The 26,001-nt window shown below is 70.3% G+C and carries 29 protein-coding genes; 25 read left to right on the top strand and 4 right to left on the bottom strand.

Annotation, left to right across the window (positions count from 1 at the left end):
- Position 1 precedes the first annotated feature (1 nt).
- Positions 2 to 1,435 carry an MFS transporter gene (locus tag AC07VM_RS06475; protein ID WP_494910421.1) on the top strand — a complete coding sequence of 478 codons (1,434 nt, stop codon included), beginning with the start codon at positions 2 to 4 and terminating at the stop codon, positions 1,433 to 1,435.
- Positions 1,436 to 1,486: 51 nt separating this feature from the next.
- On the opposite strand, the gene purB is transcribed toward AC07VM_RS06475, so the two are convergent.
- Together purB and AC07VM_RS06465 are read right to left on the bottom strand one after the other, a co-directional pair.
- Positions 1,487 to 2,869 (bottom strand): adenylosuccinate lyase, encoded by a 1,383-nt coding sequence (purB, locus tag AC07VM_RS06470; RefSeq protein WP_494910754.1) that lies wholly within the window; start codon positions 2,867 to 2,869, stop codon positions 1,487 to 1,489.
- 23 nt (positions 2,870 to 2,892) lie between these two features.
- A complete protein-coding gene (locus AC07VM_RS06465) occupies positions 2,893 to 3,342 on the bottom strand; it encodes a low molecular weight protein-tyrosine-phosphatase (RefSeq protein ID WP_267418609.1) in 450 nt (149 codons plus the stop codon).
- A 209-nt stretch (positions 3,343 to 3,551) separates the two neighbouring features.
- Here AC07VM_RS06465 and AC07VM_RS06460 point away from each other — a divergent pair, with 209 nt between their 5' ends.
- From AC07VM_RS06460 to vapC, 4 genes are read left to right on the top strand one after another with little or no spacing between them, the layout of a single operon-like run.
- A complete protein-coding gene (locus AC07VM_RS06460; protein WP_494910420.1) occupies positions 3,552 to 3,815 on the top strand; it encodes a hypothetical protein in 264 nt (87 codons plus the stop codon).
- Entirely contained in the window at positions 3,812 to 5,128 is a 1,317-nt protein-coding gene (locus tag AC07VM_RS06455) for a hypothetical protein (protein ID WP_494910419.1), read from the top strand. The genes AC07VM_RS06460 and AC07VM_RS06455 overlap by 4 nt, the downstream gene beginning before the upstream one ends.
- Before the next feature lie 44 nt (positions 5,129 to 5,172).
- Positions 5,173 to 5,391 carry a type II toxin-antitoxin system VapB family antitoxin gene (locus AC07VM_RS06450; RefSeq protein WP_494910418.1) on the top strand — a complete coding sequence of 73 codons (219 nt, stop codon included), beginning with the start codon at positions 5,173 to 5,175 and terminating at the stop codon, positions 5,389 to 5,391.
- Positions 5,388 to 5,789: a type II toxin-antitoxin system VapC family toxin gene (gene vapC, locus AC07VM_RS06445; protein WP_494910417.1), complete on the top strand. Its 402-nt coding sequence runs from the start codon at positions 5,388 to 5,390 to the stop codon at positions 5,787 to 5,789. Before AC07VM_RS06450 ends, vapC begins: the two co-directional genes overlap by 4 nt.
- A gap of 8 nt (positions 5,790 to 5,797) precedes the next feature.
- Here vapC and AC07VM_RS06440 read toward each other — a convergent pair whose 3' ends face one another.
- Positions 5,798 to 6,202 (bottom strand): phage holin family protein, encoded by a 405-nt coding sequence (locus AC07VM_RS06440; protein ID WP_267416368.1) that lies wholly within the window; start codon positions 6,200 to 6,202, stop codon positions 5,798 to 5,800.
- Positions 6,203 to 6,321: 119 nt separating this feature from the next.
- On the opposite strand from AC07VM_RS06440, the gene AC07VM_RS06435 reads away from it, so the two are divergent.
- The 17 genes from AC07VM_RS06435 (at position 6,322) to rpsN (ending at position 21,770) form a co-directional block, all read left to right on the top strand.
- Complete coding sequence (locus AC07VM_RS06435) at positions 6,322 to 7,389, top strand: histidinol-phosphate transaminase (protein WP_494910416.1); 1,068 nt, start codon at positions 6,322 to 6,324, stop codon at positions 7,387 to 7,389.
- Between the two features lie 116 nt (positions 7,390 to 7,505).
- Positions 7,506 to 8,648, top strand: coding sequence for a thiamine pyrophosphate-dependent dehydrogenase E1 component subunit alpha (locus tag AC07VM_RS06430; protein WP_494910415.1), 1,143 nt, complete (start codon positions 7,506 to 7,508; stop codon positions 8,646 to 8,648).
- Between the two features lie 11 nt (positions 8,649 to 8,659).
- Positions 8,660 to 9,625, top strand: a complete 966-nt coding sequence (locus tag AC07VM_RS06425) for an alpha-ketoacid dehydrogenase subunit beta (protein ID WP_494910753.1) — start codon at positions 8,660 to 8,662, stop codon at positions 9,623 to 9,625.
- A gap of 28 nt (positions 9,626 to 9,653) precedes the next feature.
- Positions 9,654 to 11,000 carry a dihydrolipoamide acetyltransferase family protein gene (locus AC07VM_RS06420; RefSeq protein ID WP_267416365.1) on the top strand — a complete coding sequence of 449 codons (1,347 nt, stop codon included), beginning with the start codon at positions 9,654 to 9,656 and terminating at the stop codon, positions 10,998 to 11,000.
- 127 nt (positions 11,001 to 11,127) lie between these two features.
- Positions 11,128 to 11,325 carry a hypothetical protein gene (locus AC07VM_RS06415; protein ID WP_494910414.1) on the top strand — a complete coding sequence of 66 codons (198 nt, stop codon included), beginning with the start codon at positions 11,128 to 11,130 and terminating at the stop codon, positions 11,323 to 11,325.
- Between the two features lie 90 nt (positions 11,326 to 11,415).
- Positions 11,416 to 13,110: a glycoside hydrolase family 13 protein gene (locus AC07VM_RS06410; RefSeq protein ID WP_494910413.1), complete on the top strand. Its 1,695-nt coding sequence runs from the start codon at positions 11,416 to 11,418 to the stop codon at positions 13,108 to 13,110.
- A gap of 152 nt (positions 13,111 to 13,262) precedes the next feature.
- Positions 13,263 to 14,258 (top strand): metal ABC transporter solute-binding protein, Zn/Mn family, encoded by a 996-nt coding sequence (locus tag AC07VM_RS06405; RefSeq protein WP_267416350.1) that lies wholly within the window; start codon positions 13,263 to 13,265, stop codon positions 14,256 to 14,258.
- Entirely contained in the window at positions 14,255 to 15,076 is an 822-nt protein-coding gene (locus tag AC07VM_RS06400; protein ID WP_494910412.1) for a metal ABC transporter ATP-binding protein, read from the top strand. The genes AC07VM_RS06405 and AC07VM_RS06400 overlap by 4 nt, the downstream gene beginning before the upstream one ends.
- Positions 15,073 to 15,951, top strand: coding sequence for a metal ABC transporter permease (locus AC07VM_RS06395; RefSeq protein ID WP_494910411.1), 879 nt, complete (start codon positions 15,073 to 15,075; stop codon positions 15,949 to 15,951). The genes AC07VM_RS06400 and AC07VM_RS06395 overlap by 4 nt, the downstream gene beginning before the upstream one ends.
- A gap of 43 nt (positions 15,952 to 15,994) precedes the next feature.
- Entirely contained in the window at positions 15,995 to 16,411 is a 417-nt protein-coding gene (locus AC07VM_RS06390; protein WP_494910410.1) for a Fur family transcriptional regulator, read from the top strand.
- The gene (locus AC07VM_RS06385; protein WP_267416347.1) at positions 16,408 to 17,448 is read left to right on the top strand and encodes a permease; all 1,041 of its coding nucleotides are present in this window, start codon (positions 16,408 to 16,410) and stop codon (positions 17,446 to 17,448) included. The genes AC07VM_RS06390 and AC07VM_RS06385 overlap by 4 nt, the downstream gene beginning before the upstream one ends.
- Positions 17,441 to 18,244 (top strand): TIGR03943 family putative permease subunit, encoded by an 804-nt coding sequence (locus AC07VM_RS06380; protein WP_494910409.1) that lies wholly within the window; start codon positions 17,441 to 17,443, stop codon positions 18,242 to 18,244. The genes AC07VM_RS06385 and AC07VM_RS06380 overlap by 8 nt, the downstream gene beginning before the upstream one ends.
- Entirely contained in the window at positions 18,234 to 20,189 is a 1,956-nt protein-coding gene (locus tag AC07VM_RS06375; protein WP_494910408.1) for a hypothetical protein, read from the top strand. Before AC07VM_RS06380 ends, AC07VM_RS06375 begins: the two co-directional genes overlap by 11 nt.
- A gap of 1 nt (position 20,190) precedes the next feature.
- Complete coding sequence (locus tag AC07VM_RS06370) at positions 20,191 to 20,919, top strand: DNA-3-methyladenine glycosylase (protein WP_494910407.1); 729 nt, start codon at positions 20,191 to 20,193, stop codon at positions 20,917 to 20,919.
- Between the two features lie 135 nt (positions 20,920 to 21,054).
- Entirely contained in the window at positions 21,055 to 21,291 is a 237-nt protein-coding gene (rpmB, locus tag AC07VM_RS06365) for a 50S ribosomal protein L28 (protein ID WP_017203559.1), read from the top strand.
- On the top strand, positions 21,291 to 21,461 hold the full coding sequence (rpmG, locus tag AC07VM_RS06360) for a 50S ribosomal protein L33 (protein ID WP_017203558.1): 171 nt from the start codon (positions 21,291 to 21,293) through the stop codon (positions 21,459 to 21,461). Before rpmB ends, rpmG begins: the two co-directional genes overlap by 1 nt.
- A gap of 3 nt (positions 21,462 to 21,464) precedes the next feature.
- The gene (gene rpsN / locus AC07VM_RS06355) at positions 21,465 to 21,770 is read left to right on the top strand and encodes a 30S ribosomal protein S14 (RefSeq protein WP_017203557.1); all 306 of its coding nucleotides are present in this window, start codon (positions 21,465 to 21,467) and stop codon (positions 21,768 to 21,770) included.
- Between the two features lie 84 nt (positions 21,771 to 21,854).
- Here the strand turns inward: rpsN and AC07VM_RS06350 are convergent, their stop codons facing one another.
- Positions 21,855 to 22,682 (bottom strand): alpha/beta hydrolase, encoded by an 828-nt coding sequence (locus AC07VM_RS06350; RefSeq protein WP_267416342.1) that lies wholly within the window; start codon positions 22,680 to 22,682, stop codon positions 21,855 to 21,857.
- Between the two features lie 154 nt (positions 22,683 to 22,836).
- Here AC07VM_RS06350 and AC07VM_RS06345 point away from each other — a divergent pair, with 154 nt between their 5' ends.
- The 3 genes from AC07VM_RS06345 (at position 22,837) to AC07VM_RS06335 (ending at position 25,988) form a co-directional block, all read left to right on the top strand.
- Positions 22,837 to 23,418, top strand: coding sequence for a TetR/AcrR family transcriptional regulator (locus AC07VM_RS06345; protein WP_494910406.1), 582 nt, complete (start codon positions 22,837 to 22,839; stop codon positions 23,416 to 23,418).
- A gap of 182 nt (positions 23,419 to 23,600) precedes the next feature.
- Complete coding sequence (locus AC07VM_RS06340; protein WP_017203554.1) at positions 23,601 to 23,888, top strand: HU family DNA-binding protein; 288 nt, start codon at positions 23,601 to 23,603, stop codon at positions 23,886 to 23,888.
- A gap of 87 nt (positions 23,889 to 23,975) precedes the next feature.
- Positions 23,976 to 25,988 carry a bifunctional copper resistance protein CopD/cytochrome c oxidase assembly protein gene (locus tag AC07VM_RS06335; protein WP_494910405.1) on the top strand — a complete coding sequence of 671 codons (2,013 nt, stop codon included), beginning with the start codon at positions 23,976 to 23,978 and terminating at the stop codon, positions 25,986 to 25,988.
- Positions 25,989 to 26,001: the final 13 nt, after the last annotated feature.

The following is a 26,001-nucleotide window of genomic DNA, read 5'->3' as shown; positions in this document are numbered from 1 at the left end:
GGTGACTGCCTCCGTCGACCGCGCCTCCATCGGACTCCGGTCGAAGCGAGGCCCGATCCTCGGCGCGCTGATGCTCGCCACCGGGCTCATCGCCATCGACGCCACCATCCTGGCCACCGCGGTTCCGAGCATCGTCCGCGACCTCGGCAGCTACCAGCAGTTCCCGTGGCTGTTCTCGGTGTACCTCCTGGCGCAGGCCGTGAGCGTGCCCATCTACTCGCGGTTCGCCGACACCGTGGGCCGCAAGCCGATCATCCTCCTCGGCATCGCCCTGTTCCTGCTCGGGTCGGTGCTCTGCGGATTCGCGTGGAGCATGCCCGCGCTGATCGCCTTCCGCATCGTCCAGGGACTCGGCGCCGGCGCGGTGGCCCCCATGGCGATGACCATCGTCGGCGACATCTACACGGTCGCGGAGCGCGCGAAGGTGCAGGGCTACATCGCGAGCGTGTGGGCGATCTCCTCCGTCGTCGGTCCCGCCCTCGGCGGCGTCTTCGCGCAGTTCGACGCCTGGCGCTGGATCTTCTGGGTGAACATCCCCCTCTGCCTGATCGCCGCGTGGATGCTCCTGCGCAAGTACACGGAGGAGAAGCAGACGCACCGGCATCGGATCGACTACGCGGGCGCCGTGCTCCTCACGGTCGGACTGACCGGTCTGATCCTCGGGATGCTGGAGGGCGGGAACGCCTGGGCCTGGGTCTCGGTCCAGAGCGCGCTGTGCTTCGGGATCGGCCTCGTGGCGCTCGCGCTCTTCGCCGTCGTCGAGCGCCGTGCTGCGGAGCCGATCGTCGACCTCCGCCTCGCGGCCCGACCGCTCATCCTCACCACCACGCTCGTGTCGCTCGGGGTGGGCGCGCTCATGATCGGGGTCACCAGCTTCGCCCCCGCCTACCTCGAGGGCTCGCTCGGGATCGCTCCGCTGCTCTCGGGCCTGGCCGTCGCCGCCCTCACGCTCGGGTGGCCCATCGCCGCGGCGAACGTCGGCCGCCTGTACCTCCGCATCGGATTCCGCCGCACCACGCTGATCGGCATGAGCATCGCCAGCGTCGCCGCGATCGTCCTGGCCTCGGTGTCGTCGTGGCCGAACCCCTACGTGATGTCGCTGATCGCGTTCGTGCTCGGCTTCGGACTCGGATGGAGCGCCGCGCCGACCCTCATCGCCGCGCAGTCCTCGGTGGGCTGGGGCGAGCGGGGCGCCGTGACCGGCATGAACGCGTTCGCGCGCTCGGCGGGGAGCGCCGTGGGTGTCGCGGTGTTCGGGGCGATCTCGAACGCGGTCATCGCGCAGGGCGCCGGGCCCGACGATCCCGACACGATCATCCACGCCTCGGTCTGGGTGTTCGTCGCGGTCGCCGTGACCGCCGTGCTCACCCTGCTGGCCGCCGCCTTCATGCCGAAGGACACCGTGGAGGCGCACTCCGGAGAGCCCGCGTCCTAGCCCCCGTGCACTCGGCGATCGTTCCGGAGTGCAGCGGGGGCGGAACCCGGGTCAGCGGGCGAGGCGCTCCGCGATGCCCGTGTACGTCGCGGGGGTGAGCGCGAGCAGACGCTGCTTGGCGGCGTCGCCGATCTCGAGACCCTGCACGAACTCGGCGAGGTCGGCCGCGCCCACACGGTGACCGCGCGTCAGCTCCTTGAGCAGCGCGTACGGGTCCGTGATCGTGGATCGTCCGGCGACGACCTCGGCGCGGATGACGGTCTGGATGGCCTCGGCGAGCACCTCCCAGTTCACGTCGAGGTCGGCCAGCAGCACGTCGCGCGACAGCGAGATCGCGTTCAGGCCACGGCGCAGGTTGTCGAGCGCGAGCAGCGAGTGCCCGAACGCGACGCCGATGTTGCGCTGCGTGGTGGAGTCGGTGAGGTCGCGCTGCAGGCGGCTGGTGACCAGCGTCTGGCCGAGCGAGGCGAGCAGGGCACCCGAGATCTCGAGGTTGGCCTCGGCGTTCTCGAAGCGGATCGGGTTGATCTTGTGCGGCATCGTCGAGGACCCGGTGGCCCCGGCGACCGGGATCTGCGCGAAGTAGCCGAGCGAGATGTAGGTCCAGATGTCGGTGGCGAGGTTGTGCAGGATGCCGCCGGCGTGACGGACGCGGTCGTAGAGCTCGACCTGCCAGTCGTGCGACTCGATCTGGGTGGTGAGGATGTTGAAGCCGAGCCCCAGGCCCTCGATGTACTCGCGGGCGATGGTCGGCCAGTCGGCGTCGGGGTCGGCCGCGAGGTGCGCCGACCAGGTGCCGGTCGCGCCGGAGAACTTCGCCAGGTAGTCGGAGGCGGCGATCTGGCCACGCACGCGCTCGAGGCGCCAGGCGAAGACCGCGAGCTCCTTGCCCATGGTCGAGGGCGTGGCGGGCTGGCCGTGCGTGCGGGACAGCATCGCGGCGTCGGCATGCTCGACGGCGAGCTCGCGCAGCTTCGCGATCACGGTGTCGAGGGCCGGGAGCCAGACCTCCTCGACCGCGCGCTTCACGGTCAGGGCGTACGAGGCGGAGTTGATGTCCTCGCTCGTGGCGGCGAAGTGCGTGAGCTCGGCGATGCCGTCGAGCCCGAGGGTCGAGAGCCGGTCGCGCACCAGGTACTCGATCGCCTTCACGTCGTGCTGCGTGACGGCTTCCTTCTCGGCGAGCCAGTCGATCTCGGCCTGGCCGAAGTCGCGGTACAGCGCGCGCAGACGCTCCTTGTCGGCGTCCGACAGCGGGGAGGTCTCGAACAGCGAGCGGTCGGTGAGGGCGATCAGCCACTCCACCTCGACCTCGACGCGAGCCCGGTTCAGGCCCGCCTCGGACAGGAAGTCGGCGAGTCCGGTGACGGCGCCGCGGTAGCGACCGTCGAGAGGGCTCAGGGGCTGCGGCGGGAGCGAGGGCTGGAAAGTCAGGGGAGTCCTCCTGATCGGGCCCCTCAGATGCGGGGCGTGCGGGGGAGACGCAGAGCGGGTTCGAGCTGGCGGAACAGGCCCCGAGTCGCCGCCTCAATCATACCGAGCACGGAATCGAACATGTCCGTGCCCGCGTAGTAGGGATCGGGCACGTCGTGGGTCGAGGCGTTCGGGTCGAAGGCGAGCAGGAGTGTGACCTTCCCCTCCTCGTCTTCGTCGTGTGCCCACTCCCGCAGGATGCGCTCGTGCGTGCGGTCGAGGGCGACCACGAGGTCGTTGTCGGCGAAGGTCGCGGCGGTGAACTGCCGGGCGCGGTGCTGCGAGCCGTCGTAGCCGCGGCGGGCCAGGGAGTCGATCGTGCGGTGATCGGCGCGTTCGCCGAGGTGCCAGTCGCCCGTGCCGGCGCTGCGCGAGACGATGCGCGAGCCGAGTCCCTGGCGTTCGGCGAGGTCGCGGAACACGATCTCGGCCATGGGAGAGCGGCAGATGTTCCCCGTGCAGACGAAGATCACGCGGAAGGGATCCGGGGATGTCACAGATACATTCTGCCCGCCTGCGGCTCTCCTGCCCAGCGCGGACAGTCACGGGCACCGCCTCTGCACGCGCGGGAGCACCGTGAGACTCTCCACCGGTCGCGTGATCTGGGCCGCATGAGACCCCGCACATGGCAGAGGCTGACGGCATGTTCTCCCTCGCACACGACCCCTCCGTCGCCTCTCACGAGCTCTGGACCCGGATGCTGGTCAGCGGCGAGATCGGCGCGGCCCTCTCGGCGCTGGAGCACGCCGGATCCGCCCTCGTGCCCCTCGCCGCCGACACCGACTGGCAGTCCGAAGGGCTCCGCGCCCTGCATGAGCTGCTCGGGCGGCTACGTGACGACGTGGGCGCCGAGATCGGCGAGCTGCGGGTGCGCCAGTGGGAGCTCGACGCGGGAGCGGGCGAGTGAGCCGCGTCGTCGGTGCGAGCGCCTCCGCGTCCGCCGACGGCCTCAGCATCGATCACGGAGGGGCGATCGCGGTGGACACCGAGCAGCTGCGCGACGTCGGCGCCCGGATGCGCGGGGTGGCGGCCCAGCTCGACGAGGCGCGCGCCGCCGTGGACCGCGCGCACGCGCTCGTCGTGTCGGAGCCGGAGCTCTTCTCGCACGTCGACGGCGGGGCGCTGCGCCGCAGCGGGGAGCGGCTCGGCTCGCTGCGTGGTGAGCTGGAGGAGGCGTGCGCGGGGACGCTCCTGATGGCGGAGGCGTTCGAGGTGGTCGAGCTGCGGGCGCGGGCCGAGGCGCTGGCCCTCACGGATGCGGTGGCGGCGGGCGTGATCCGGATCCGGCTGGCGCGGCTGCTCGCGAGCGACGAACGGATCGGGGCCATCGCCGACGGACTGGTGTCCGGTTGGGAAGGGCGTCGCTTCGAGGGGCTGGGCGATCAGTTCGACCTGGGCGGCCTCCTCCCGCCGGTGTTCATGGCCGGAGCGATCGTCGGGGGTGCGACGGGGTTCGGGAAGGTGCTGCCGGGCATGACGCTGACCGGGAGAGGCGATCCGGTGCGCGTGACCGCGGGGAAGACGTCGCGGCCGTCCGCGCTCACGAGCCTCGCCGGCGCCTTCCGTCGGCTGCCGTCGGGGAGTGCGCAGGTGGCGGTCGAGAAGTACACGATGGCCGACGGTGCGACGCGCTTCGTGACCTACCTGAAGGGCACCCAGAACGCCTCGCCCTGGCACGCGGGGCAGGCGGAGCCGTGGGACATGAAGTCGAACGTGCAGCTCTACCAGGGGCGCACCTCGGCCTCGTATCGGGCCACGCTCGACGCGCTGGACGCCGCGGGAGCGGAACCGGGCGACCGGGTCGACGTGGTCGCGTACTCCCAGAGCGGGATGATCGCCACGCACCTGGCGATGGAGAGCGAGTACGACGTCTCGATGCAGCTGACCGCGGGGAGCCCCACCGAGCCGACGCTCGGCGACGACCAGACGCTGATCCAGCTCCGCCACACCGACGACCTCGTCTCCGGGTTGGCGGTGGGCGGCTCGGCGGCGGGGACCGGGTCGGACGACAGCTTCACCGCGAGCAGGGTCGGTGACCCGCACGACGGTTTCCAGGACCTGACGCTGCAGGCGCACGGCATCGAGACCTACATCGAGACCGCCGAGCTGGTGGATGCCTCGGAAGACCCGCGCGCCGAGGCTCTCGACGACTACTGGGAGGACCTCGGCGAGGCGGTCGAGATCGAACGCACCGAGTACCACGCGGAGCGGCGGCGGTGAGCATGACCCTGACCGAGGGTGTATCTGAGGTGTACGGTCGGTGTATGGCGCGCACGAACATCGACATCGACGAAGACCTGGTGCGCGAGGTGATGCGCAGGTACAACCTCTCCACCAAGAAGGAGGCCGTCGATCTCGCACTCCGCCGCCTCGTCGGAGTGCCCCTGACGAAGGAGTTCCTCCTCGGCCTGCGGGGGACGGGCTGGAGCGGCGATCTCGACGCGATGCGCGACGACGCACCGGCGTCCTGGGGCGACGAGTGATCCTCGTCGACACCTCCGTCTGGATCGCCTATCTCCGCGGGACCGACTCACCGGCCGCCGAGCAGCTGAACGGGCTGATCGCCGAGGGGGCAGACCTCGCGATCACGGAACCGGTGATCATGGAGCTCCTGGCGGGCGCCGCGAAGCCCCGGGAGCGGGCGAGGGTGGAGGTGCTGACGAACGGGCTGCCGCTGATCGGGATCGACCCGGTGGGCGACTTCCGGGACGCCGCGGACCTGTACCGTGCGTCCGCGTTCAACGGGCACCCGATCCGGAGCATGACCGACTGCCTGATCGCGGCCGTGGCGATCCGCAGCGACGTGGCGCTGCTGCACGGCGATCGTGACTTCGAGTTCCTCGCGGAGGTCAGCCCGCTTCGGCTCTGTCCGACCGAGTAGCGCTCGACTCAGTCGCGGCGGGAGCTCTTGCTCTGCGGGCGCAGGATGAAGCCGAAGATGCCGTTGATCACCGAGATGATGAGCGCTGCGAGCACGCCCCACCAGAAGTCGCCGACGGTGAGGCCCCAGCCGAAGCCGCTCGTGATCCACGCGGTCAGCCACAGCAGGAAGCCGTTGATCAGGAAGCCGATCAGGCCGAACGTGATGATGTAGAGCGGGAAGGCGACGATCTTCACGACCGTGCCGATGATGGTGTTCACCAGCGCGAAGATCGCGGCCACCGCGAGCAGGGTCAGGACCAGCTGCAGGGTCTCACCGGGAGGGAACGCGGTGATCGTGACCTGCAGGGCAGGGATCAGCGTGACGACCCAGAGGGCGAAGGCGTTGACGACGACGCGGATGATGAAGCGCATAGTCCGACCAGTGTCCCACGGACGCCTGCGGGTGTCAGCCCGCGGTGTCCTCGGGGTGTGCGCGGCGATGACCTCTCCGCCCTGTTTCGGCTCCGACCGACTCTCGTAGACTCGACCTCGTGACCGAGCCGATCCTGCCCCGTATCCGTCCCGCCATCGCCGCTCTCGCGCCGTACCGCCAGGGCAAGCAGGCCGGTCCCGATGCGTTCAAGCTCTCGAGCAACGAGAACCCGTTCGATCCGCTGCCGTCGGTGGTCGAGGCGCTGCAGCGCACGACGCCGATGAACCGGTACCCGGACGCGACCGCGGCGCGCCTGCGCGAGCGACTCGGTGCACGCTACGGCGTCGGGCCCGACCAGGTGCACGTCGCCTCCGGCAGCGTCGCGATCCTGCACCAGCTGATCCTGGCGACCGCATCCGTGGGCGACGAGGTCATCTACGCGTGGCGCTCGTTCGAGGCGTACCCGAGCCTGCCCCTCGTGGCCGGTGCGAACGGGGTTCCGGTGCCCCTCACCGCCGACTCCCGTCACGACCTCAACGCGATGGCGGATGCCGTCACCGATCGCACCCGCGCGATCATCCTGTGCACCCCGAACAACCCGACCGGCCCGATCATCACGAGCGCCGAGTTCGCCGCCTTCGTCGAGCGCGTCCCGAACGACGTCCTGATCATCCTCGACGAGGCGTACGCCGAGTTCGTGACGGCGCCCGACGCCGTCGACGGCCTGGCGGAGCGCGTGTTCGAGCAGCACCCGAACGTCGTGGTGCTGCGCACCTTCTCGAAGGCCTACGGTCTCGCCGGCCTCCGGATCGGCTACGCGATCGGGCACGAGAAGGTCCTCGACGCCGCTCGGACCACCGGCATCCCGCTGTCCGTCACGTCCGCCGCCGAGAACGCCGCGATCGCGAGCCTCGACGCCGAGGCCGAGCTGCTCGAGCGCGTCGCCGTGATCGTCGAGCGGCGCGGGCGCCTGGTGGCCGGCCTCCGCGCGCAGGGCTGGGACGTGCCGGACTCGCAGTCGAACTTCGTCTGGCTGCCGACCGGCGACCGCACCGATGCCGCAGCCGTGACCTTCGTCGAGAACGACCTCATCGTGCGGCCGTTCTCGGGCGACGGCATCCGCATCTCGGTCGGCGAGGAAGACTCGATCGCGCGCGTGCTCGAGGTCGCGGCCACGCTCCGCTGAGTCGCCCCCGCGCCCGGCCTCGGGCGGTTTCCCGCGGTTTTCTCCGGTTTCCGGGCAGTTACAAGGGCGTCCTAGGTATGCGTGACCAAGCATGCGGGCGCGGGTAGCGTGAGAGCGTGACCACCTCCGAGACACCCCTTGTGAGCGTTCTGGACGAGACCGGACGGTACGCCCCGTCCGCCGCCGCTGAACGATACCTTCCCCTGATCGAAGCGATCGGCGACGCGGAACTCGAGCAGTTCTACCGGGACATGGTCGTCATCCGCGCGATCGACACCCAGGCGACCAACCTGCAGCGGCAGGGGCAGCTCGCGCTGTGGCCGCCGAGCCGTGGGCAGGAGGCGGCGCAGGTCGGCTCCGGCCGTGCCGCCCGCGCGCAGGACACGATCTTCCCCTCCTACCGCGAGCACGCCGTCACGCGCATCCGTGGCGTCGACCCGCTCGACATCATCAAGCTGATGCGCGGCGTCTCGCATGGCGGCTGGGATCCCACCGACCCGAAGAACGGGAACACCCGCCTCTACACGCTCGTGCTCGGCTCCCAGGTGCTGCACGCCGCCGGCTACGGGATGGGCCTCGCCTTCGACGGCCGCACCGGCACCGGCGCCCTCGAGCGCGATGAGGCCGTCATCGTCTATTACGGCGACGGCGCCTCCAGCCAGGGCGACGTGCACGAGGCGATGGTCTTCGCCGCGAGCTACCAGGCGCCGACCGTCTTCTTCCTGCAGAACAACCACTGGGCGATCTCGGTGCCGGTGTCCACGCAGTCGCGCGTGCCGCTGGTGCAGCGCAGCGCCGGCTACGGCATCCCCAGCGTCCGGGTCGACGGCAACGACGTGCTCGCGAGCTATGCGGTCTCCCGCGTCGCGCTCGACGACGCCCGCAGCGGCGGAGGCCCCCAGGCGATCGAGGCCGTCACGTACCGACTCGGCGCGCACACCACGAGCGACGACCCCACGAAGTATCGGGGATCCGACGAAGAGCAGTACTGGGCCGGTCGCGACCCCATCGTCCGCATGCGGGCGTTCCTCGAAGGGCGCGGCGCCTCGGCGCAGCTCTTCGCCGACGTCGAGGCCGAGGCGGCGGATGCCGCCGAGGACCTGCGTGCTCGCACCGTCGAGCTCGGACCCCCCAGCCCCGACAAGATGTTCGACCACGTGTACAGCGAGCCGCATCCGCTGATCGATCAGCAGAAGGCCTGGCGCGCACGGTACGAGGCCTCGTTCGAGAACGCCTCGGTCGAAGGAGGAGTCCGGTGACCCTGGAGACGATGCCGCTCAGCAAGGCCCTGAACGCGGGGATGCGCAAGGCGATGGAGGACGACCCGAAGGTCCTGCTCATGGGCGAGGACATCGGCAAGCTCGGTGGCGTCTTCCGCGTGACGGAGCATCTGCAGCGCGACTTCGGCGACCGCCGGGTGCTCGACACCCCGCTGGCCGAATCCGGGATCGTCGGCACCGCGATCGGCATGGCGATGGTCGGTTACCGCCCGGTCATCGAGATCCAGTTCGACGGCTTCGTGTTCCCGGCGTTCGACCAGATCACCACGCAGCTCGCGAAGCTCACCAACCGGCACGAGGGCGCGATCAACATGCCCATCGTGATCCGGATCCCCTACGGCGGGCACATCGGCGCCGTGGAGCACCACCAGGAGAGCCCGGAGGCGTACTTCGCGCACACCCCCGGCCTGCGCGTGGTCTCGCCGTCGACGCCCAACGACGCCTACTGGATGATCCAGGAGGCGATCGCCTCGAACGACCCCGTGATCTTCATGGAGCCGAAGAGCCGCTACTGGCAGAAGGGCGAGGTCGAGCTCGACGCCTCCGCTGTCCCGCTGCACTCCTCGCGAGTCGTCCGCACCGGCAGCGACGTGACGCTGGTCGGACACGGCGCCATGGTCACGACGCTGCTGCAGGCCGCGGCGCTCGCCGAGGCCGAGGGCACGAGCTGCGAGGTCGTCGACGTCCGTTCGCTGTCGCCGGTCGACTACGAGCCCATCCTCGACTCGGTGCGCAAGACCGGACGCATGGTCTACGCGCAGGAGGCCCAGGGCTTCGGCAGCATCGGCGGCGAGATCGCGGCGACCGTCATGGAGCGCGCTTTCTATGCGCTCGAGGCTCCCGTGCTGCGCGTCTCCGGGTACGACACCCCGTTCCCGCCGGCGAAGCTCGAGGGCGCCTACCTCCCGGATGCCGACCGCATCCTCGAGGCCGTCGACCGCTCCCTCGCCTACTGACATCCCCGCTCGGCCGAAAGGACTCGTCATGAGCACGCAGAACTTCAACCTCCCCGACGTCGGAGAAGGACTGACCGAGGCCGAGATCGTGGCCTGGAAGGTCGCCCCCGGCGACACGGTCGCGATCAACGACGTGGTCTGCGAGATCGAGACGGCCAAGTCGCTGGTCGAGCTGCCGTCGCCGCATGCCGGTGTGGTGGGCGAGCTGCTCGTCGAGGAGGGCGCGACGGTCGAGGTCGGCACGCCCATCATCACGTTCGTGACCGAGCCCGCTGCGGGGGCGCCGGCTGCTCCGGCCCCCGCCGCTCCCGCTGCGGAGGAGGGCGGCGGCTCGGTGCTGGTCGGCTACGGCACGGGTGGCGGCGCCACCTCGCGCCGCAAGCGTCCGGCCGAGCGTCCGGTCCGCTCCTCGGTGGGCGTGATCGCGAAGCCGCCGATCCGCAAGCTCGCCCGCGACCTCGGCGTCGACCTCACGACGGTCGCCGCGACGGGTGCCGACGGCGAGGTCACCAGGGACGACGTCATGAAGCATGCGTCGCAGGCGAGCGTCTTCCGCAACATCGAGACCCCCGAGTGGGGAGCCGTCCGCGAGGAGACCGTGCCGGCGCCGCAGGCCGCACCGGCCGGACTCGCACGCGGTCTCACCGCGACCCGGCCCTCTGCCGCCGGCGACGACCGCACCGAGTCGATCCCGGTCAAGGGTGTGCGCAAGGCCACGTCCTCGGCGATGGTGCAGAGCGCGTACTCCGCCCCGCACGTGACGGTGTGGAAGGAGATCGACGCCAGCCGCACGATGGAGCTCGTGAAGCGCCTCAAGGCCTCGCCCGACTACGCCGACATCCGGGTCTCGCCGCTGCTGATCATGGCCCGCGCCGTGATCTGGGCCGCCCGTCGCACCCCGATGGTGAATGCCGCCTGGATCGAGACGGAAGCCGGCGCCGAGATCGCCGTGCGCCACTACGTGAACCTGGGCATCGCCGCCGCCACCCCGCGCGGCCTGCTGGTGCCGAACATCAAGGACGCGCAGGACCTCGGCATGAAGGACCTGGCGCGGGCGCTGAACCGTCTGACGCTCACGGCGCGCGAGGGCAAGACCCCGCCGGCCGATCAGCAGGGCGGCACGATCACGATCACGAACATCGGCGTGTTCGGGATGGATGCCGGCACCCCGATCATCAACCCCGGCGAGGCCGGCATCGTGGCGATGGGCACCATCAGCCAGAAGCCGTGGGTCGTCGACGGCGAGGTGCGTCCACGCTGGGTGACCACGGTCGCCGGATCGTTCGACCACCGTGTGATCGACGGCGACGGCATGAGCCGCTTCATCGCCGACGTCGCCTCCGTGCTCGAGGAGCCCGCGCTGCTCGTGGACTGACACGGTCATCGTTTCGCTCCGGGATCTCCCCTGGTGCTGCGCAGCACCTCGACCATGGCGACCGGGCACAGCCTCCAGGGTCGAGTGCGTCTGGCGCGACTCGATGGCGTCGCCTATGGTGACGGGCATGACCCCAGCGCGCCGGATCGCGAAGTTCGTGCGCGCTGTCCTGCTCAGCCTCTGCATCCTCGCGATGGCGTTCGGAGTTCGCGACGCGATGCTCTCCTGGGGGACGTCGATGGTTCTCCTGGGGGCCACGACGGTATGCGCGGGGTTGCTCGGAGTGGTCATGATCTTCCTCGACGAACTGCTCCGCCGCCGGTGAGTTCCACACCGAGCGGGGAACTGCAGCGAGGCGCGCGGGCGTGATCCGCCCCGGCGCCGACCACCGCAAGAAAGAAGGAGTCCTCCTCTCATGACCGACGCGCTTCTCGCCGAGACCCGCACCGCCGACGACGCCGCCTGGTGGCGTCAGGCCGCCGTCTACCAGATCTACCCGCGCAGCTTCGCCGACGCGAACGGCGACGGGATCGGCGACATCCCGGGCATCGTCTCGCGGGCCGACTACCTCCACGACCTCGGTATCGATGCGGTCTGGCTCAGCCCGTTCTACCCCTCCGCCCTCGCCGACGGCGGATACGACGTCGCCGACTACCGCGACGTCGACCCGCGGCTCGGTACGCTCGCCGACTTCGACGACATGGTCGAGGCCCTGCACGCCCGGAGCATCCGCGTGATCGTCGACATCGTCCCGAACCACTCCTCCGACCAGCACGCGTGGTTCCAGGAGGCGCTCGCCGCCGGTCGCGGCTCGGCCGCCCGTGAGCGCTACATCTTCCGCGAGGGCACGGGACCCGACGGCTCCGAGCCGCCGACCGACTGGGAGTCCGTGTTCGGCGGCAGCGCCTGGGAACGCGTGGCCGACGGGCAGTGGTTCCTGCACAACTTCGCCGTGGAGCAGCCCGACCTGAACTGGGGCCACCCCGAGGTGCGCGCCGACTTCCTGAAGACCCTGCGCTTCTGGTCGGACCGCGGCGTCGACGGATTCCGCATCGACGTCGCCCACATGCTCATGAAGGACCTCAGCGAACCGCTGCCGTCGCGCGCCGAGCTCGACGCGATGGACCGCACCTCGGGCACGCATCCGATGCTCGACCGCGACGACGTGCACGAGATCTACGCCGAGTGGCGTGCGGTGTTCGACGAGTACGACCCGCCCCGCACCGCCGTCGCCGAGGCCTGGGTGGAGACGCCGGAGCGCCGTGCGAAGTACGCCTCGGCCGAAGGGCTCGGGCAGGCGTTCAACTTCGACCTGCTGGTGGCCGACTTCGACGCCGCGCAGTTCCGGAGCATCATCGCCGACAACCTGCAGCAGGCGGAGGCGACCGGATCGTCGACGACCTGGGTGCTGTCGAACCACGACGTCACCCGCCACGCCACACGCTACGGCCTCCCGGCGCTGAACGGTCGCCCCGTCAAGCAGGGCACCGAGTGGGTCAAGGCCGGCGGTCCGGCAGAGGGACTCGACCGCGAGGGCGGCCTCCGCCGGGCGCACGCCGCGACCCTGCTGCTGCTCGGCCTCCCCGGCAGCACCTACCTCTACCAGGGGGAGGAGCTCGGACTCCACGAGGTCGCGCAGATCACGCCGGAGCAGCGTCAGGATCCCGGATTCTTCCGCGGCGCCGACTTCGACGGTCTGGGTCGGGACGGATGCCGGGTGCCGCTGCCGTGGACCGCGGCCGGCTCGTCGTTCGGCTTCGGCGCGGGGGACGCCCACCTCCCGCAGCCGGACTGGTTCGCCGAGTACGCGGTCGACGTCGAGGCCGCCGACCCGTCGTCGACCCTGTCGCTGTATCGCGAGGCCCTGCGCCTGCGGCGCCTGCTGCAGACCGGTGAGGCCCTGGAGTGGATCGACACCGGCCGCGCCGACGTGCTGCGCTTCGCCCGACCGAACGGATGGCAGGTCGTGTCGAACTTCGGCACCGCGTCGTTCGACCTCGGAGCTGATGCCGCCGACGTGGTGCTGGCGAGCGCTCCGCTCGAGGGCTCCGCCCTGCCCGGCGAGGCCACGGCTCTGCCCGGCGAGGCCACGGTGTGGATCGCGCGGTAGTCGCCTGACGCAGCGGAAACGGAGACGGTTCGCTTCTCGCGCGGGGCGTCGGGCACCGACCCGCCGTGCGGAGGACGGATCGTCTCCGTCTTCGCGTCCGGGCGCCACAGTCCGATTTGATAATGGTTCTCATTAGCGTTTAGAGTGAGGGCATGAAGAAGCCCGTCCTCACCCTCGCCCTCGCATCCGTCGCCGCACTCACGCTGGCCGGATGCTCCACCCCCGCAGCGGGAGAGGGCGACGGCGGCACCATCACGGTCGTCGCGAGCACCAACGTCTACGGCGACATCGCCTCGACGATCGGCGGAGACCGGGTCGACGTGCAGTCGATCATCACCTCCGCCTCGCAGGACCCGCACTCCTACGAGGCGAGCGCCCGTGACCGCCTGACCGTCCAGAAGGCCGACCTCGTGATCGAGAACGGCGGCGGCTACGACGCCTTCATCGACACGCTGCTGCAGGACGCGAACGACCCGCACGTGGTCACCGCCGTCGAGTACTCGCACGACTACCCCGGCAACGAGGGCCATGACGACGAGGCCTCGACGGATGCCACCGAAGAGGCCCACGACCACGACCACGCCGAGGGGGAGGACGGGCACGAGGGCCACGATCACATCGAGGGCTTCAACGAGCACGTCTGGTTCGACCCGCACACGATGATCCACGTCGTCGAGGCCATCGCCGACGAGCTGACCGAGCTCGACCCCGACGGCGCGAAGGAGTTCGCCGCCAACGCGGCCGACCTCACCGCCGACCTCGAGGGCTTCGAGGCCGACCTCGCGACGCTGAAGACGGATGCCCCGGACACCAGCGTCTTCCTCACCGAGCCGCTGCCCGGCTACCTCGCCGCCGCGGCCGGTTTCACCGACGTCACACCGGACGGGTTCGCCGAGGCGGTCGAGGAGGGCACCGATGTCGCCCCGGCCGTGCTGCTCCAGGCGCTCGACGTCATCGACAGCGGAAAGGTGACGGCCCTGCTGACCAATGCGCAGACCGGCGGCTCCGAGACCCAGCGCGTCGAGGCCGCGGCGAAGGATGCCGGCATCCCCGTCGTCGCCTTCACGGAGCTGCTCGAAGACGGATCGTCGTACTCTGAGTGGATGAGTGACGCGATCCAGAGCCTCGCCGCCGCCGTCCAGTCGTGAGCGGGGCCACCCCGGTCCTCGAGATCTCCGACGCGGCCCTGCACCGCGGCGATCGCGAGCTCTGGTCGGGACTCGACCTCACGGTCCGCCCGGGGGAGTTCATCGCGGTGCTCGGCCCGTCCGGGTCGGGCAAGACCACGCTCCTCCGCAGCATCCTGGGTCTGCAGCCGCTGTCGTCCGGATCGATCAGGGTCGCGGGCGAGCCGGTGCACCGGGGGAACGCCCGCATCGGCTACATCCCGCAGCAGCGCTCGCTCGCTCCGGACACCAGCATGCGGGCCCGCGACCTCGTCGCCCTCGGCGTGCAGGGGAGCCGCTTCGGCCTCCCGATCCCGCACCGCGGCGACCGGGCCAAGGTCGACCGGCTGCTCGAAGCCGTGGGCGCCGCGCACTTCGCGGAGCGCCGGGTCGGACTCCTCTCCGGCGGCGAGCAGCAGCGGCTCCGGGTGGGGCAGGCCCTCGCGGACGAGCCGACTCTGCTCCTGTGCGACGAGCCGCTATCGAACCTCGACCTCGCCAACCAGGTCGCCGTGACCGACATCATCGATCGCCAGCGCCGGGAGCGCGAGGCCGCGGTGCTGTTCGTGACGCACGACATCAACCCGATCCTCGGCCGGGTCGACCGCATCCTCTACATCGCCGGCGGACGGTTCCTGCTCGGGACTCCCGACGAGGTGCTGCAGACGCGCGTGCTCACCGACCTCTACGGCACTCCGGTGTTCGTGCTCCGCGCCGGCGACCGACTGGTCGTCGTGGGCGTGCCGGACGCCGAGCCCCACCACGACCACGGCGACCACGAGCACGGAGGAGCGGCATGAGCGTCGCACTGGGCATGGTGCCAATGGTCGACTGGAACGACGTCTTCTCCTTCCAGGACTACGGCGAGCTCGTCGCCCTCCTCGCGAACTCGATCATCGCGGGTGCCGTCCTGGGCATCGTCGGCGGACTCATCGGCGTCTTCGTGATGCAGCGCGACCTCGCGTTCGCGGTGCACGGCGTCAGCGAGCTCTCGTTCGCGGGTGCCGCCGCCGCGCTCCTCTTCGGCGGCAGCGTGGTGGCCGGATCGCTCGGCGGAGCTCTGGTCGCCGCGATCCTGATCGGCATCCTCGGCGCGAAGGCGCGCGACCGCAACTCGATCGTGGGCGTGCTCATGCCGTTCGGCCTCGGCCTCGGCATCCTGTTCCTCTCGCTCTACGACGGCCGCAGCGCCAACCGCTTCAGTCTGCTCACCGGGCAGATCGTCTCGGTGTCGAGCCCCGACCTCGGCTGGCTCATCGGCATCAGCATCGTCGTCCTGTTCGGGCTGCTGATCATGTGGAACCCGCTGCGGTTCGACTCGCTCGACCCGGAGTCGGCCGCCGCGCGCGGTGTGCCGACCCGTGCCGTCAGTCTGCTGTTCATGGTGCTGCTCGGGCTCATCGTCGCGGTGAGCGTGCACATCATCGGCGCGCTGCTGGTGATGGCGCTGCTGGTCACGCCGGCGGCCGCCGCGATGCGGGTCACCGCCGGACCCATCGCGGTGCCGCTGCTGGCCGCGCTGTTCGGGTTCGTCTCCGCGGTCGGCGGCATCCTGCTCGCCCTCGCCGGCACGCTGCCCGTGAGCCCGTACATCACCACCCTGTCGTTCACGATCTACGTCGTGTGCTGGATCGTCCAGAAGGCGCGGGCCCGGGTGCGGCGTGTACCCGCCTGATCCCTCCCAGCCCTCCCCAACCCCTGCGGCCTAGACTCGTCGTATGGCTCAGCGGAACACCTGGCAGCGCGAACGCGTGCGCGAAGCACTCGCCGACGCGCGCGGTTTCGTGAGCGCGCAGAGTCTGCACGCCTCGCTGCGCGACGACAACACCGGCATCGGACTGGCGACCGTGTACCGCGCCCTCGCCGGGCTCGCGGCATCCGGAGACGCCGACTCGCTGCAGAGCCCCGAGGGGGAGGCGCTGTACCGCGCCTGCACCACACAGGGGCACCACCACCACCTCATCTGCCGATCCTGCGGTCTGACCGTCGAGATCGAGGCGAAGGACGTCGAGCAGTGGGCCCACCGCACCGCGGCCCTGCACGGCTTCACCGACGCCGCCCACGTGGTCGACATCTTCGGACTGTGCACCCCGTGCGCGAACAAGCGCGACGTCGAGAGGGCTGCGACCGCGTGAGTCCCTCCGCAGCAACGGCGACCCGTCACGGCCACACCCATCGCCCGGCACCCTCGCCGCGATCGGCGTGGATCGGCGTCGGCCTCGGTGCCGTCATCATCGCCGCCCTGTTCCTGATCGACGCCTTCCTGCCGAAGCTGTTCCCCGCCTCGCTGCCCACCCGCGCGCAGGACGGCCTGACCCTCGCGCTGAGCGTGCTCATCGAGGCCCTGCCGTTCGTGATCCTCGGCGTGCTGCTGTCGATCGTGGTGCAGGTGTGGCTGCCCGCCGACGTCATCCACCGCTGGCTGCCGAAGCGCGCCTGGGCCCGACGTGCCGTGCTGTCGCTGCTCGGCATGCTCATCCCGGTGTGCGAGTGCGGCAACGTGCCCTTCGCCCGCGGTCTGATGATGCGCGGCCTCGCGCCGGCCGAGGCGATGACGTTCCTCATCGCGGCGCCCATCGTGAACCCGATCGTGATCCTCACCACGCACGCCGCGTTCGGGTGGGACGGCGGCATCCTGGTCGCGCGTCTCGTCGGCGGCTACCTGATCGCGAACCTCATCGGCTGGATCTACAGCCGCCACCCCGACCCCGACGGCATGCTCACGCAGCGCTTCGTCGACACCTGCGAGCGCGTGACGCACGAGCCCGGCACCCCGGTGCGCCGCAGCCTGACGCAGTTCCTCGTCGAGCTCCGCGCCGTGATGCCCGCGCTCGTGATCGGCTCCGCGCTCGCCGGCGCCGTGCAGGTGCTGATCCCGCGCGAGTGGCTGCTGGCCATCGGATCGAATCCGGTGCTGTCGATCGTCGCGATGATGGTGCTCGCGATGACCGTCGCGATCTGCTCGAACGTCGATGCGTTCTTCGCGCTGTCGTTCGCCTCCACGTTCTCCTCCGGCGCGCTCGTCGCCTTCCTGCTCGTCGGTCCGCTGGTCGACATCAAGATGCTCGCGCTCATGCGCACCACCTTCACGACGCGCACGCTCGTCGGGATCGTCGGCATCGTGCTGGCCTCGGCGTTCGCCATCGGGATCGGGGTGAACGTCCTTGTCTGAGCAGACCGCCACCCGTGCGCGCGCACTCGGTACCCGTTGGTTGGGTGTCGGGCTCGCCGCCGTGATCTCGGTCGTGACGCTCGGCCTCGGTCTCACCGGGCGCCTCAATCTCTACATCAGCCCCGAGTCGGTGTGGTTCGCGTGCGCGGCCGCCGTCGTCACGCTGGCCGGTGCGATCTGGTCGTGCACGCTCCCGCTGGGCGAAGAGGGCGACCACGGACACGATCACGGGCCTGCGCCCGTACCCGTCGATGACGCAGACCCCGACACGGCCCGGGTGGCCGGTCGTCGCAGGCTCGCCGGGGTCGGAGCGGTCGCCGGCGGCGTCGTGGCGTCGGGCGTCGTGATCGCCGCCCTCGTGCTGCCGCCGGCATCGCTGTCGGTCGAGCTGGCGATGTCCCGCGCGGGGGAGCAGACCGCCCTGTTCGTCGGGGCCGACACCGTCGCCCTCGGCGTGGCGGACACCTCGACGTTCGGCGTCGGTGACTGGGCGAGCGTCTTCGCCGCGGCGACGAACACCGCGGCCTACGACGGTGCCGCCGTCACGCTCACCGGCTTCGTGACGCCGGACAGTGCGGATGACGACGCGGTGAACCTCACGCGCCTGGTCATCACGCACTGCGTGATCGATGCGCAGACGGCCGCGCTGCCGGTGACCATCGACCCGGGTGACTACTCGACCGGACAATGGGTCGAGGTCACCGGAACCGTGCGGGCGGATGCCGACGGCAAGCTCCGCATCGAGCCGACCGACGTCGTCGCGATCGACGAGCCGGGAGACCCGTATGAGTATTGACGACGAGCGCCCCGAGGTGCCCGCCGTACCGCGGACCCGCGCCGAGATGCGTGCTGCCCGGGAAGCCGCCGAGGCGGCGGAGGCCGAGCGTATCGAGCGTGCGAGCGCGCCCGCCGATCATGCCGCACAGCCCGTCGACGAGGCGGATGCCGGCATCGACGCCGTCCACGAGGCTGCTCGCGACGACCCTGCCCACGATGACCCTGCCCACGAGGAGGCCGCCCGAGAGGCCGCTGCCCGAGAGGCCGCCGCGCGTGAGGCTGCCGTCCGCGAGGCCGGTGACCGCGAGGTCGCGGAGCAGGAGGCCGCCGCCAGGAAGATGGCGGCGTTCGAGGCCGCCGCCCGCGAAGACGTCGAAGCGACGGCACTGCCCCCGGTGCCCGAGGCCACCGAACCCGTGTCCATCGGCGCGACGCCCCTCCACGGCGCGGGCCCCGTCGACACCGAGTCTTCCTCCCCCGACGCTGCTCCCTTCGCCGCAGACCCCGCTGCACACCCCGCGGCGCACGAGGGCGGGGAGCCGCCGTTCACGCCCACCGACGGCGTCGCCGCGGACGCGGAAGCGCCCGGTCGGCCCCCGTCCTCCCGCCGTTTCGTGCTCACCCTGGTCGCGGTGCTCGGCGTCCTGGTGCTGGCCGGCACGGGCTTCGGCATCGTGAGCCTGATGCAGGGTCCGCGGCTCAGCAACGTGCAGGTGGACGCGTCGCAGGCGATCGAGTCGTCCGGCAGCCGGGTGATCCTCACCGCGAACCAGTCGCTCGCCGACATCGATCCGAAGCAGGTCACGGTCGAGCCGGCCGTGCCGTTCACCGTCGACGCCTCCGGTCGCGGGGTCGGGGTCCGGTTCACGGTGCCGCTCGACGACTCGACGGAGTACCGGATCCGCGTCGCCGACGTGACCGGCGCGAGCGGGGGACCGTCGGCCACGCTGACGACGACCTTCACGACGCCGCCGTCGACCATGTTCCTGCTGCGGCGAGACGTCGAGGGCAAGGACAAGATCTTCCTCACCGATCTCGACGGCAAGGGGAAGGCGGTCTTCGAGCACGACAAGATCAACGACTTCCGAGCGACGTCGACGCAGCTCGTGGTCTCCGTGGAAGAGGACGAGGGCTCCCGGCTGCTGGTGATGGACCGCGACGGGAAGAACCAGCGCGAGCTCGCCCTGCCCGGTGACGGCTACGTGGGCGCGATCCAGGTCTCCGAGCGCGGCGGACTCGTCGGCTACAGCTACTCCGACAAGGAGCTCAGCGACACCGAGGGACGGGCGAGCGTGCTGGTCACGCAGTCGCTGAGCGGCGACGACAAGCCGCAGATCATCGAGGTCGCCGGTGCCGAGGCGAGCGTCTTCGTCTGGCAGTTCGTGCCCGACAGCGCGGCCGTGCTGTTCATCGACTTCGACGGAGCACTCTCCCTCGTCGACCGCTCGAGCGACGCCGGCGTGCAGTCCCTCGGGCTCGCGGCCACGATCCAGGGGATCTCCCGCGGCACGTACACCGCGATCGTCGAGCGCCTCGACGGCGCCGTGGTCGAGCTCAACCTCGCCGACGGATCCGAGCAGCCGCTCGCGGCCTCCGACCCGGACTACGGCACGGCCACCTCGATCACACCGTTCCCGGGCGGCACCCTCCGCCACGTGGTCGCGCGCGACGAGGCGGGGCTGCCGGTCGGGCAGGCGGTCGTGCGCGTGGACGACGACGGCAAGGCGACCCCGCTCGTCGAGGTCAGCTCGGCCGACTCGATCCTGCAGGCGTGCGCGTCGCCGAGCGGCCAGTACGCCGCGATCGTGGTCGCGCCGGACCTGGCGAACAACCCCTACGACGGCATGCTGCTGCCGCTGCCGGGGAACGTGGAGACGCACCTGATCGACATGGACTCCGGCAAGGAGATGGTCGCCCTCACCGGCTTCGACTCGTCGTGGTGCCAGACGGCTCCGCGATTCTGACATGGCGCAGGATGCGCTGCGGCGCGCGGTCCGCGACGACCTGATCGGCTCGGCGGTCGACGTCGCCCCGCGCCTGCTCGGGGGAGAGCTGCGCACGGTGGTCACGACGGCGACCGATGCCGCTCCCGTCGAGGTGCGGCTGCGCATCACCGAGGTCGAGGCGTACCACGGGCAGGGCACGGGCGACATCGCCGATCCGGGCTCGCACGCCCGCATGGGGCGCACGGCCCGGAACGCGACGATGTGGGGCGAGCCGGGGCACCTGTACGTGTACCTGAGCCACGGCATCCACTCCTGCGTCAACGTGGCCTGCGGTCCCGAGGGCCAGGGCGACGGCGTGCTGCTGCGGGCCGGCGAGGTCATCGCGGGAGTGGATGCCGCCGCCCGCCGCCGGGGCGCCACCCCGCCGCTCGGCCGCATCGCGCTCCGCGACCTGGCGCGCGGACCCGGAAGGCTCGGTCAGGCGGTGGGGCTGCGGCATCCGCTGCACGACGGCATCGACGCGGTGACGGGCGAGGAGTGGCACGGAGCGCGGGCCGAGCTGTGGCTGGGCGCACCGCGGGACGACGTGGCACGCGGTCCTCGCGTCGGGGTCGCCGGTGTCGCCGGGACGGACGCCTTCCCCTGGCGCTTCTGGATCGCGGCGGATCCGACGGTGTCGCCGTTCCGCTGGGGGCGGGGCGCGGCCGAGGCGGCGGCGCAGGCCGGGTCGACGGGCATGCTAAACTGACTCTTTGTCTGCGCACACTCCTGTGCGCAGTTCGCGTGCCGCTGGGTCCCTGAGCTTGTCGAAGGGCCCGTGGCGTGCAGACAAGGGATCTTGGGTGAGGCCGTCCGGCCTCACGGTATAGAAGGAGTCACCATCATGGCAGCAGTGTGCCAGGTGACCGGAGCTGTTCCCGGCTTCGGTCACAACGTCTCGCACTCGCACCGCCGGACGAAGCGTCGCTTCGACCCGAACGTGCAGAAGAAGACTTATTTCGTTCCGTCGCTCGGTCGTAAGATCACGCTCAACGTGTCCGCCAAGGGCATCAAGGTGATCGACGTCCGCGGCATCGAGAACGTCGTCAAGGACCTCCAGGCGAAGGGTGTGAAGCTCTAATGGCCAAGAAGGCTCAGGACGTACGTCCGATCATCAAGCTGCGTTCGACGGCAGGTACGGGTTACACGTACGTGACGAAGAAGAACCGCCGCAACACCCCCGACCGCCTCGTGCTGAAGAAGTACGACCCGGTCATCCGTCAGCACGTCGAATTCCGAGAGGAGCGTTGATCAATGGCTAAGAAGAGCAAGATCGCTCGCAACGAGCAGCGCAAGGTCATCGTCGAGCGTTACGCCGAGCGTCGCGCCGAGCTGAAGAAGACCCTGATCGACCCGAACGCCACCGACGAGGCCCGCGAGGCCGCACGCGTCGGCCTGCAGAAGCTGCCGCGCAACGCGTCGCCGGCTCGCGTGCGTTCGCGCGACGTCATCGACGGCCGCCCCCGTGGTGTCCTCACGAAGTTCGGCATCTCGCGTGTCCGCTTCCGTGACATGGCGCACCGTGGCGAGCTGCCCGGCGTGACCAAGTCGAGCTGGTAAGTCGAAACCCCGGTCCCTGAGCTTGTCGAAGGGGCCGAAAGGGGCGAGGATCTTCGGATCCTCGCCCCTTTCGCGTACCCGCCCTCACGCGACGGATGCCGTGGCGTGCGCGACGGCCCACGCGAGGGCCTCGTCGGCGATCTCCTCCCAGCCGTCCTGACTGACCAGGCGGTGGGTGCGCCCGGGGTACTCCTTGTAGTCCACGACGGCGGGGCTGCCGGTGGAGCGGTACTTCTTGACGATGGCGCGCCCGATGGCCGGCGGCACCACATGGTCGATCTCTCCCGTGATCACGAAGAGGGGAGCGCGGTCGGTGCGGCCGTAGTCGACGTGCGTGACCCCGCCCTTCTCGTTGAAGGCCGCGGCGACGCCCTCGAAGAACACCCGGTTGTAGGAGTTCACCGCGGACTCCTCCCAGAGGCGATCCGACTCACTGCGCGGAAGGTCGTTGCCGAACGTGAAGTGGAAGTGGCGCTTCGACAGCGGCTTCGCGCCGTTGCGCCCGAAGGGGTTGGAGAGGATCGGGGTGCCGGTCCACAGGGTCGACAGGGGGAGCGTGGTGATGCCTGCGGTCTGCCCGGGGGCGACACCCACGTAGGCGGCGCCCACGCCGCGGTCGGCCAGCATCTGCGTGATGACGCCGCCGAAGGAGTGGCCCATGACGATCGGCTTCACGGGCAGGGCGCGGATGATGCGCTCGTAGTGGTCGACGATCTGCTTCAGGCCGATGCCCTTCAGGGCGGACGGGTCGCGGCGGATGTCCTCGACCGAGCGGTCGTCGATGCCGGGCCAACCGGGGACGATCACCTCGTGCCCCTTCGCGCGGAAGCGCTCGGCCCAGGTGTTCCAGCTGGTCGGCGTCATCCACAGGCCGTGGATCAGGACGATGGGGGTCTTGTCGGTGGTGTTCATGATCTCTTCTTCTCTCTGTTCCGGCTCCCGCTGCTCGGGAGTGCGTTACGCTGATAGTAGACCGAACGTTCTATCTACCGCAACGTATTCCCGAAAGTCGTGAAGTCGTCGCCGGGAAGCCGCGGTTCGGATGCCACGATGAGGAAGGACGATCATGAACACCACGACGAAGCGCCCCAGCCCCGCCCGAGACCGCCTGATGGATGCCGCCACCCGGCTCTTCTATGAGGAGGGCATCCATGCGGTCGGCGTCGACCGCGTGATCGAGGAGGCCGGCGTCACCCGCGCCACCCTGTACAAGCAGTTCGGCGGCAAGGAGAACCTCGTGCTCGCCTACCTCGCGCGCGAGGACGAGATGCTGCGGGCGCTGTTCGCCGAGGCGGGAGAGGCCGTCGCCGATCCGGATGCCCTGCTCGACGCCGTGGTCCAGGGCATCGCCGCCGACATCCGCGGACGCCACACGCGCGGCTGCCCCTTCATCAACGCGGCCGCCGAGTATCCGGATGCCGACGGTGCCGTGCGCCGGCTCATCGACGAGCACCGCGAGTGGTTCCGGTCCACGCTGGGGGAGGTCGCCGCGGCCTCCGGACTGGACCGCCCGGACGAGGTCGCGGCATCCCTCGTCCTGCTGCGGGATGCAGCCCTCGTCGGCGGATATCTCGACGGGGAGGACCGCGTCACGACGGCCTTCGAGCGCACCGCCGGGGCCGTGATCGACGCGCACCGGCCGCACTGACGCGTCCGGAATGTGTGGCTGGAGTGACGAATGTGACGCGACACGCCCAGTAATTGCCCAAAACCCGCGAAATGACGGGGAAATCTGGGTGGTCGTTGATACATTCGAGGCGGTCACTAGACCAGGAGCATCCGCTCCGATACCCACAACGATGCGACGGGATCTCGTCGCTGGAGGATGACATGGCTGACAAGTCCATCACCAAGACCGAGCTCGTCGCGAGCATCGCAAGCGCCACGGGCCAGAGCCAGGCCACCGTCTCCGGTGTCCTCGACTCGCTGTTCGCCACGGTCTCCGACGCTGTTGCCAAGGGCAGCAAGGTCTCCATCCCGGGCTGGATCTCCTTCGAGCAGGTCGACACCGCTGCTCGCACGGGCCGCAACCCGCAGACCGGCGCCGAGATCAAGATCCCGGCCGGCAAGCGCGTCAAGGTGACCGCTGGCTCCAAGCTCAAGGCTGCCGTCAAGTAATCTGACCGCACCTGTTCGAAGGCCGCTCCCGTTCGACGGGGGCGGCCTTCGTGCTTTCTCACCGCCGGGCGCGCCTAGGCTGGAGGGGTGAGTTCCCGCAGCGAGTCGACGAGTCGGACTTCGGCGTATCGCGTCGCCGGGATCGTCATCCTCCTCATCGCCGCGCTGGTGGCCGTCGTCCTGGCCCTCCTCGTCGGCGGCGGTGCCAAGCCCCCGCTCCTGCAGGACCCGGGACCCCTCGTGCTGTGGGGCACTCCGGTCGCCAAGCTCGTGATGAACATCTCCGGCGCGGTCATGCTCGGCTCCCTGGTCCTCGCGCTGTTCGGCCTGCGTGCGGGCGAGCGCTCCTTCGATGCGGCGCTGAACATCGCCTCGGTCGGGGCGGCCGTCTTCACGATCTCCGCGGGCCTCGCCGGGTTCCTCGCCTTCATGGCCGCCTTCAACCCGAAGCTCAGCATCGAACGCGAGTTCGGCACGCAGCTCGGCCGCTTCCTGCTGGAGCTGCCGCTGGGCCAGTCGTGGCTCATCACGACGATCTTCGGCGCGATCATCACGGTGCTCGCATTCGCCTGGCGCTCGTGGACGCCGACGCTCATCACCGCTCTGCTGGCGGCGGCATCCTTCCTCCCGCTCGCGACCCAGGGCCACGCCGGCGACCTCGCCGGGCACAACATGGCCGTCAACTCGATCCTGCTGCACACGATCGGCGCCGCGGTGTGGCTGGGCGGGCTCCTGCTCCTCGTGCTGCTGCGCGGACGGGGCGACATCGACACCGGCCGCTTCGTCGCGCGGTACTCGTCGCTCGCCATCGCGGCGTTCGCCGTGGTCGCCGTGTCCGGCGTCACGCGGTCGATCGTGGCCGTCGGGAGCTGGGACGCGCTGTGGACGACGCCGTACGGCTGGATCGTGCTCGCGAAGGTCGTGCTCCTGGGCGGGATGGGCCTGCTCGGCGCCTGGTACCGCGCCCGCCTCATCCCGAAGCTCGAGGGTCCTCGCGCCGCGGGCTGGTTCTGGCTGCTGGTGCTGTGCGAGGTCGCGCTGATGGGTCTCGCCTCGGGGGCGGCCGCCGCGCTCGCGCGCACGCCTCCGCCCACCGGAGAGGTCGCGGCTTTCGCGCAGACCCCTGCGCAGATCCTCACCGGCGCGACCCTGCCGCCCGAGCTGACGTTCGAGCGCTGGTTCACGGCGTGGGACATCGACGTGCTCTGGCTCATCGCGGCCGGATTCGGACTGTTCCTCTACCTCGCCGGGGTGCGCCGACTGTGGCAGCGCGGAGACCGCTGGCCGATCCACCGCACCGTGTTCTGGGTGCTCGGGATGCTGATGCTCGTCTGGGTCACCGGCGGGCCGATCAACGCCTACCAGGAGTACCTGTTCAGCATCCACATGATGGGCCACATGATGCTGTCCATGGCTATCCCGCTGCTGCTGGTCTCCGGAGCGCCGGTCACGCTCGCGCTGCGTGCCATCCACAAGCGCGACGACGGCACCCGGGGCGGCCGGGAGTGGATCATGTGGGCCGTGCACTCGCCGTTCGCCCGCGTGGTGACGCATCCGTTCGTCGCGGCCGCGATCTTCATCCTGTCGCTGTGGGCCTTCTACTTCACCGACCTCGTGCGCTGGTCGATGTTCGAGCACCTCGGGCACGAGTGGATGGTCATCCACTTCCTCATCTCGGGCTACCTGTTCGTGATGAGCCTGATCGGCGCCGACCCGGTGCCGTACCGTCTGCCGTACCCCGGCCGCCTGATCACCCTGATCGCCGTCATGGCGATGCACGCCTTCTTCGGCATCGCGATCATGATGCAGGAGGGCCTGATGGTCGCCGACTGGTTCGGGTCGATGGGCCGCGACTGGGGTGCGAGCCCGATGGACGACCAGTACGTGGGCGGCGGCATTGCCTGGTCGATCGGTGAGATCCCGACCCTGATCCTGGCGATCACGGTCGCGATCCAGTGGAGCCGCAGCGATACGAAGCTGCAGCGTCGACGTGATCGCCACGCGGATCGCACCGGGGATGCCGAGCTCGAGGAGTACAACGCCAAGCTCGCCGCCCTCGCCGAGCGCGATCAGCGCCGCGAGGAACGCGAAGCCCGCTGACTGCTCGCGGCCG

The organism is Microbacterium sp. GW821-FHT01D02 (assembly GCF_059422585.1).
The sequence above is the reverse complement of the archived record's forward strand: the minus strand, read 5'-3'. Positions and strand labels throughout refer to the sequence as shown.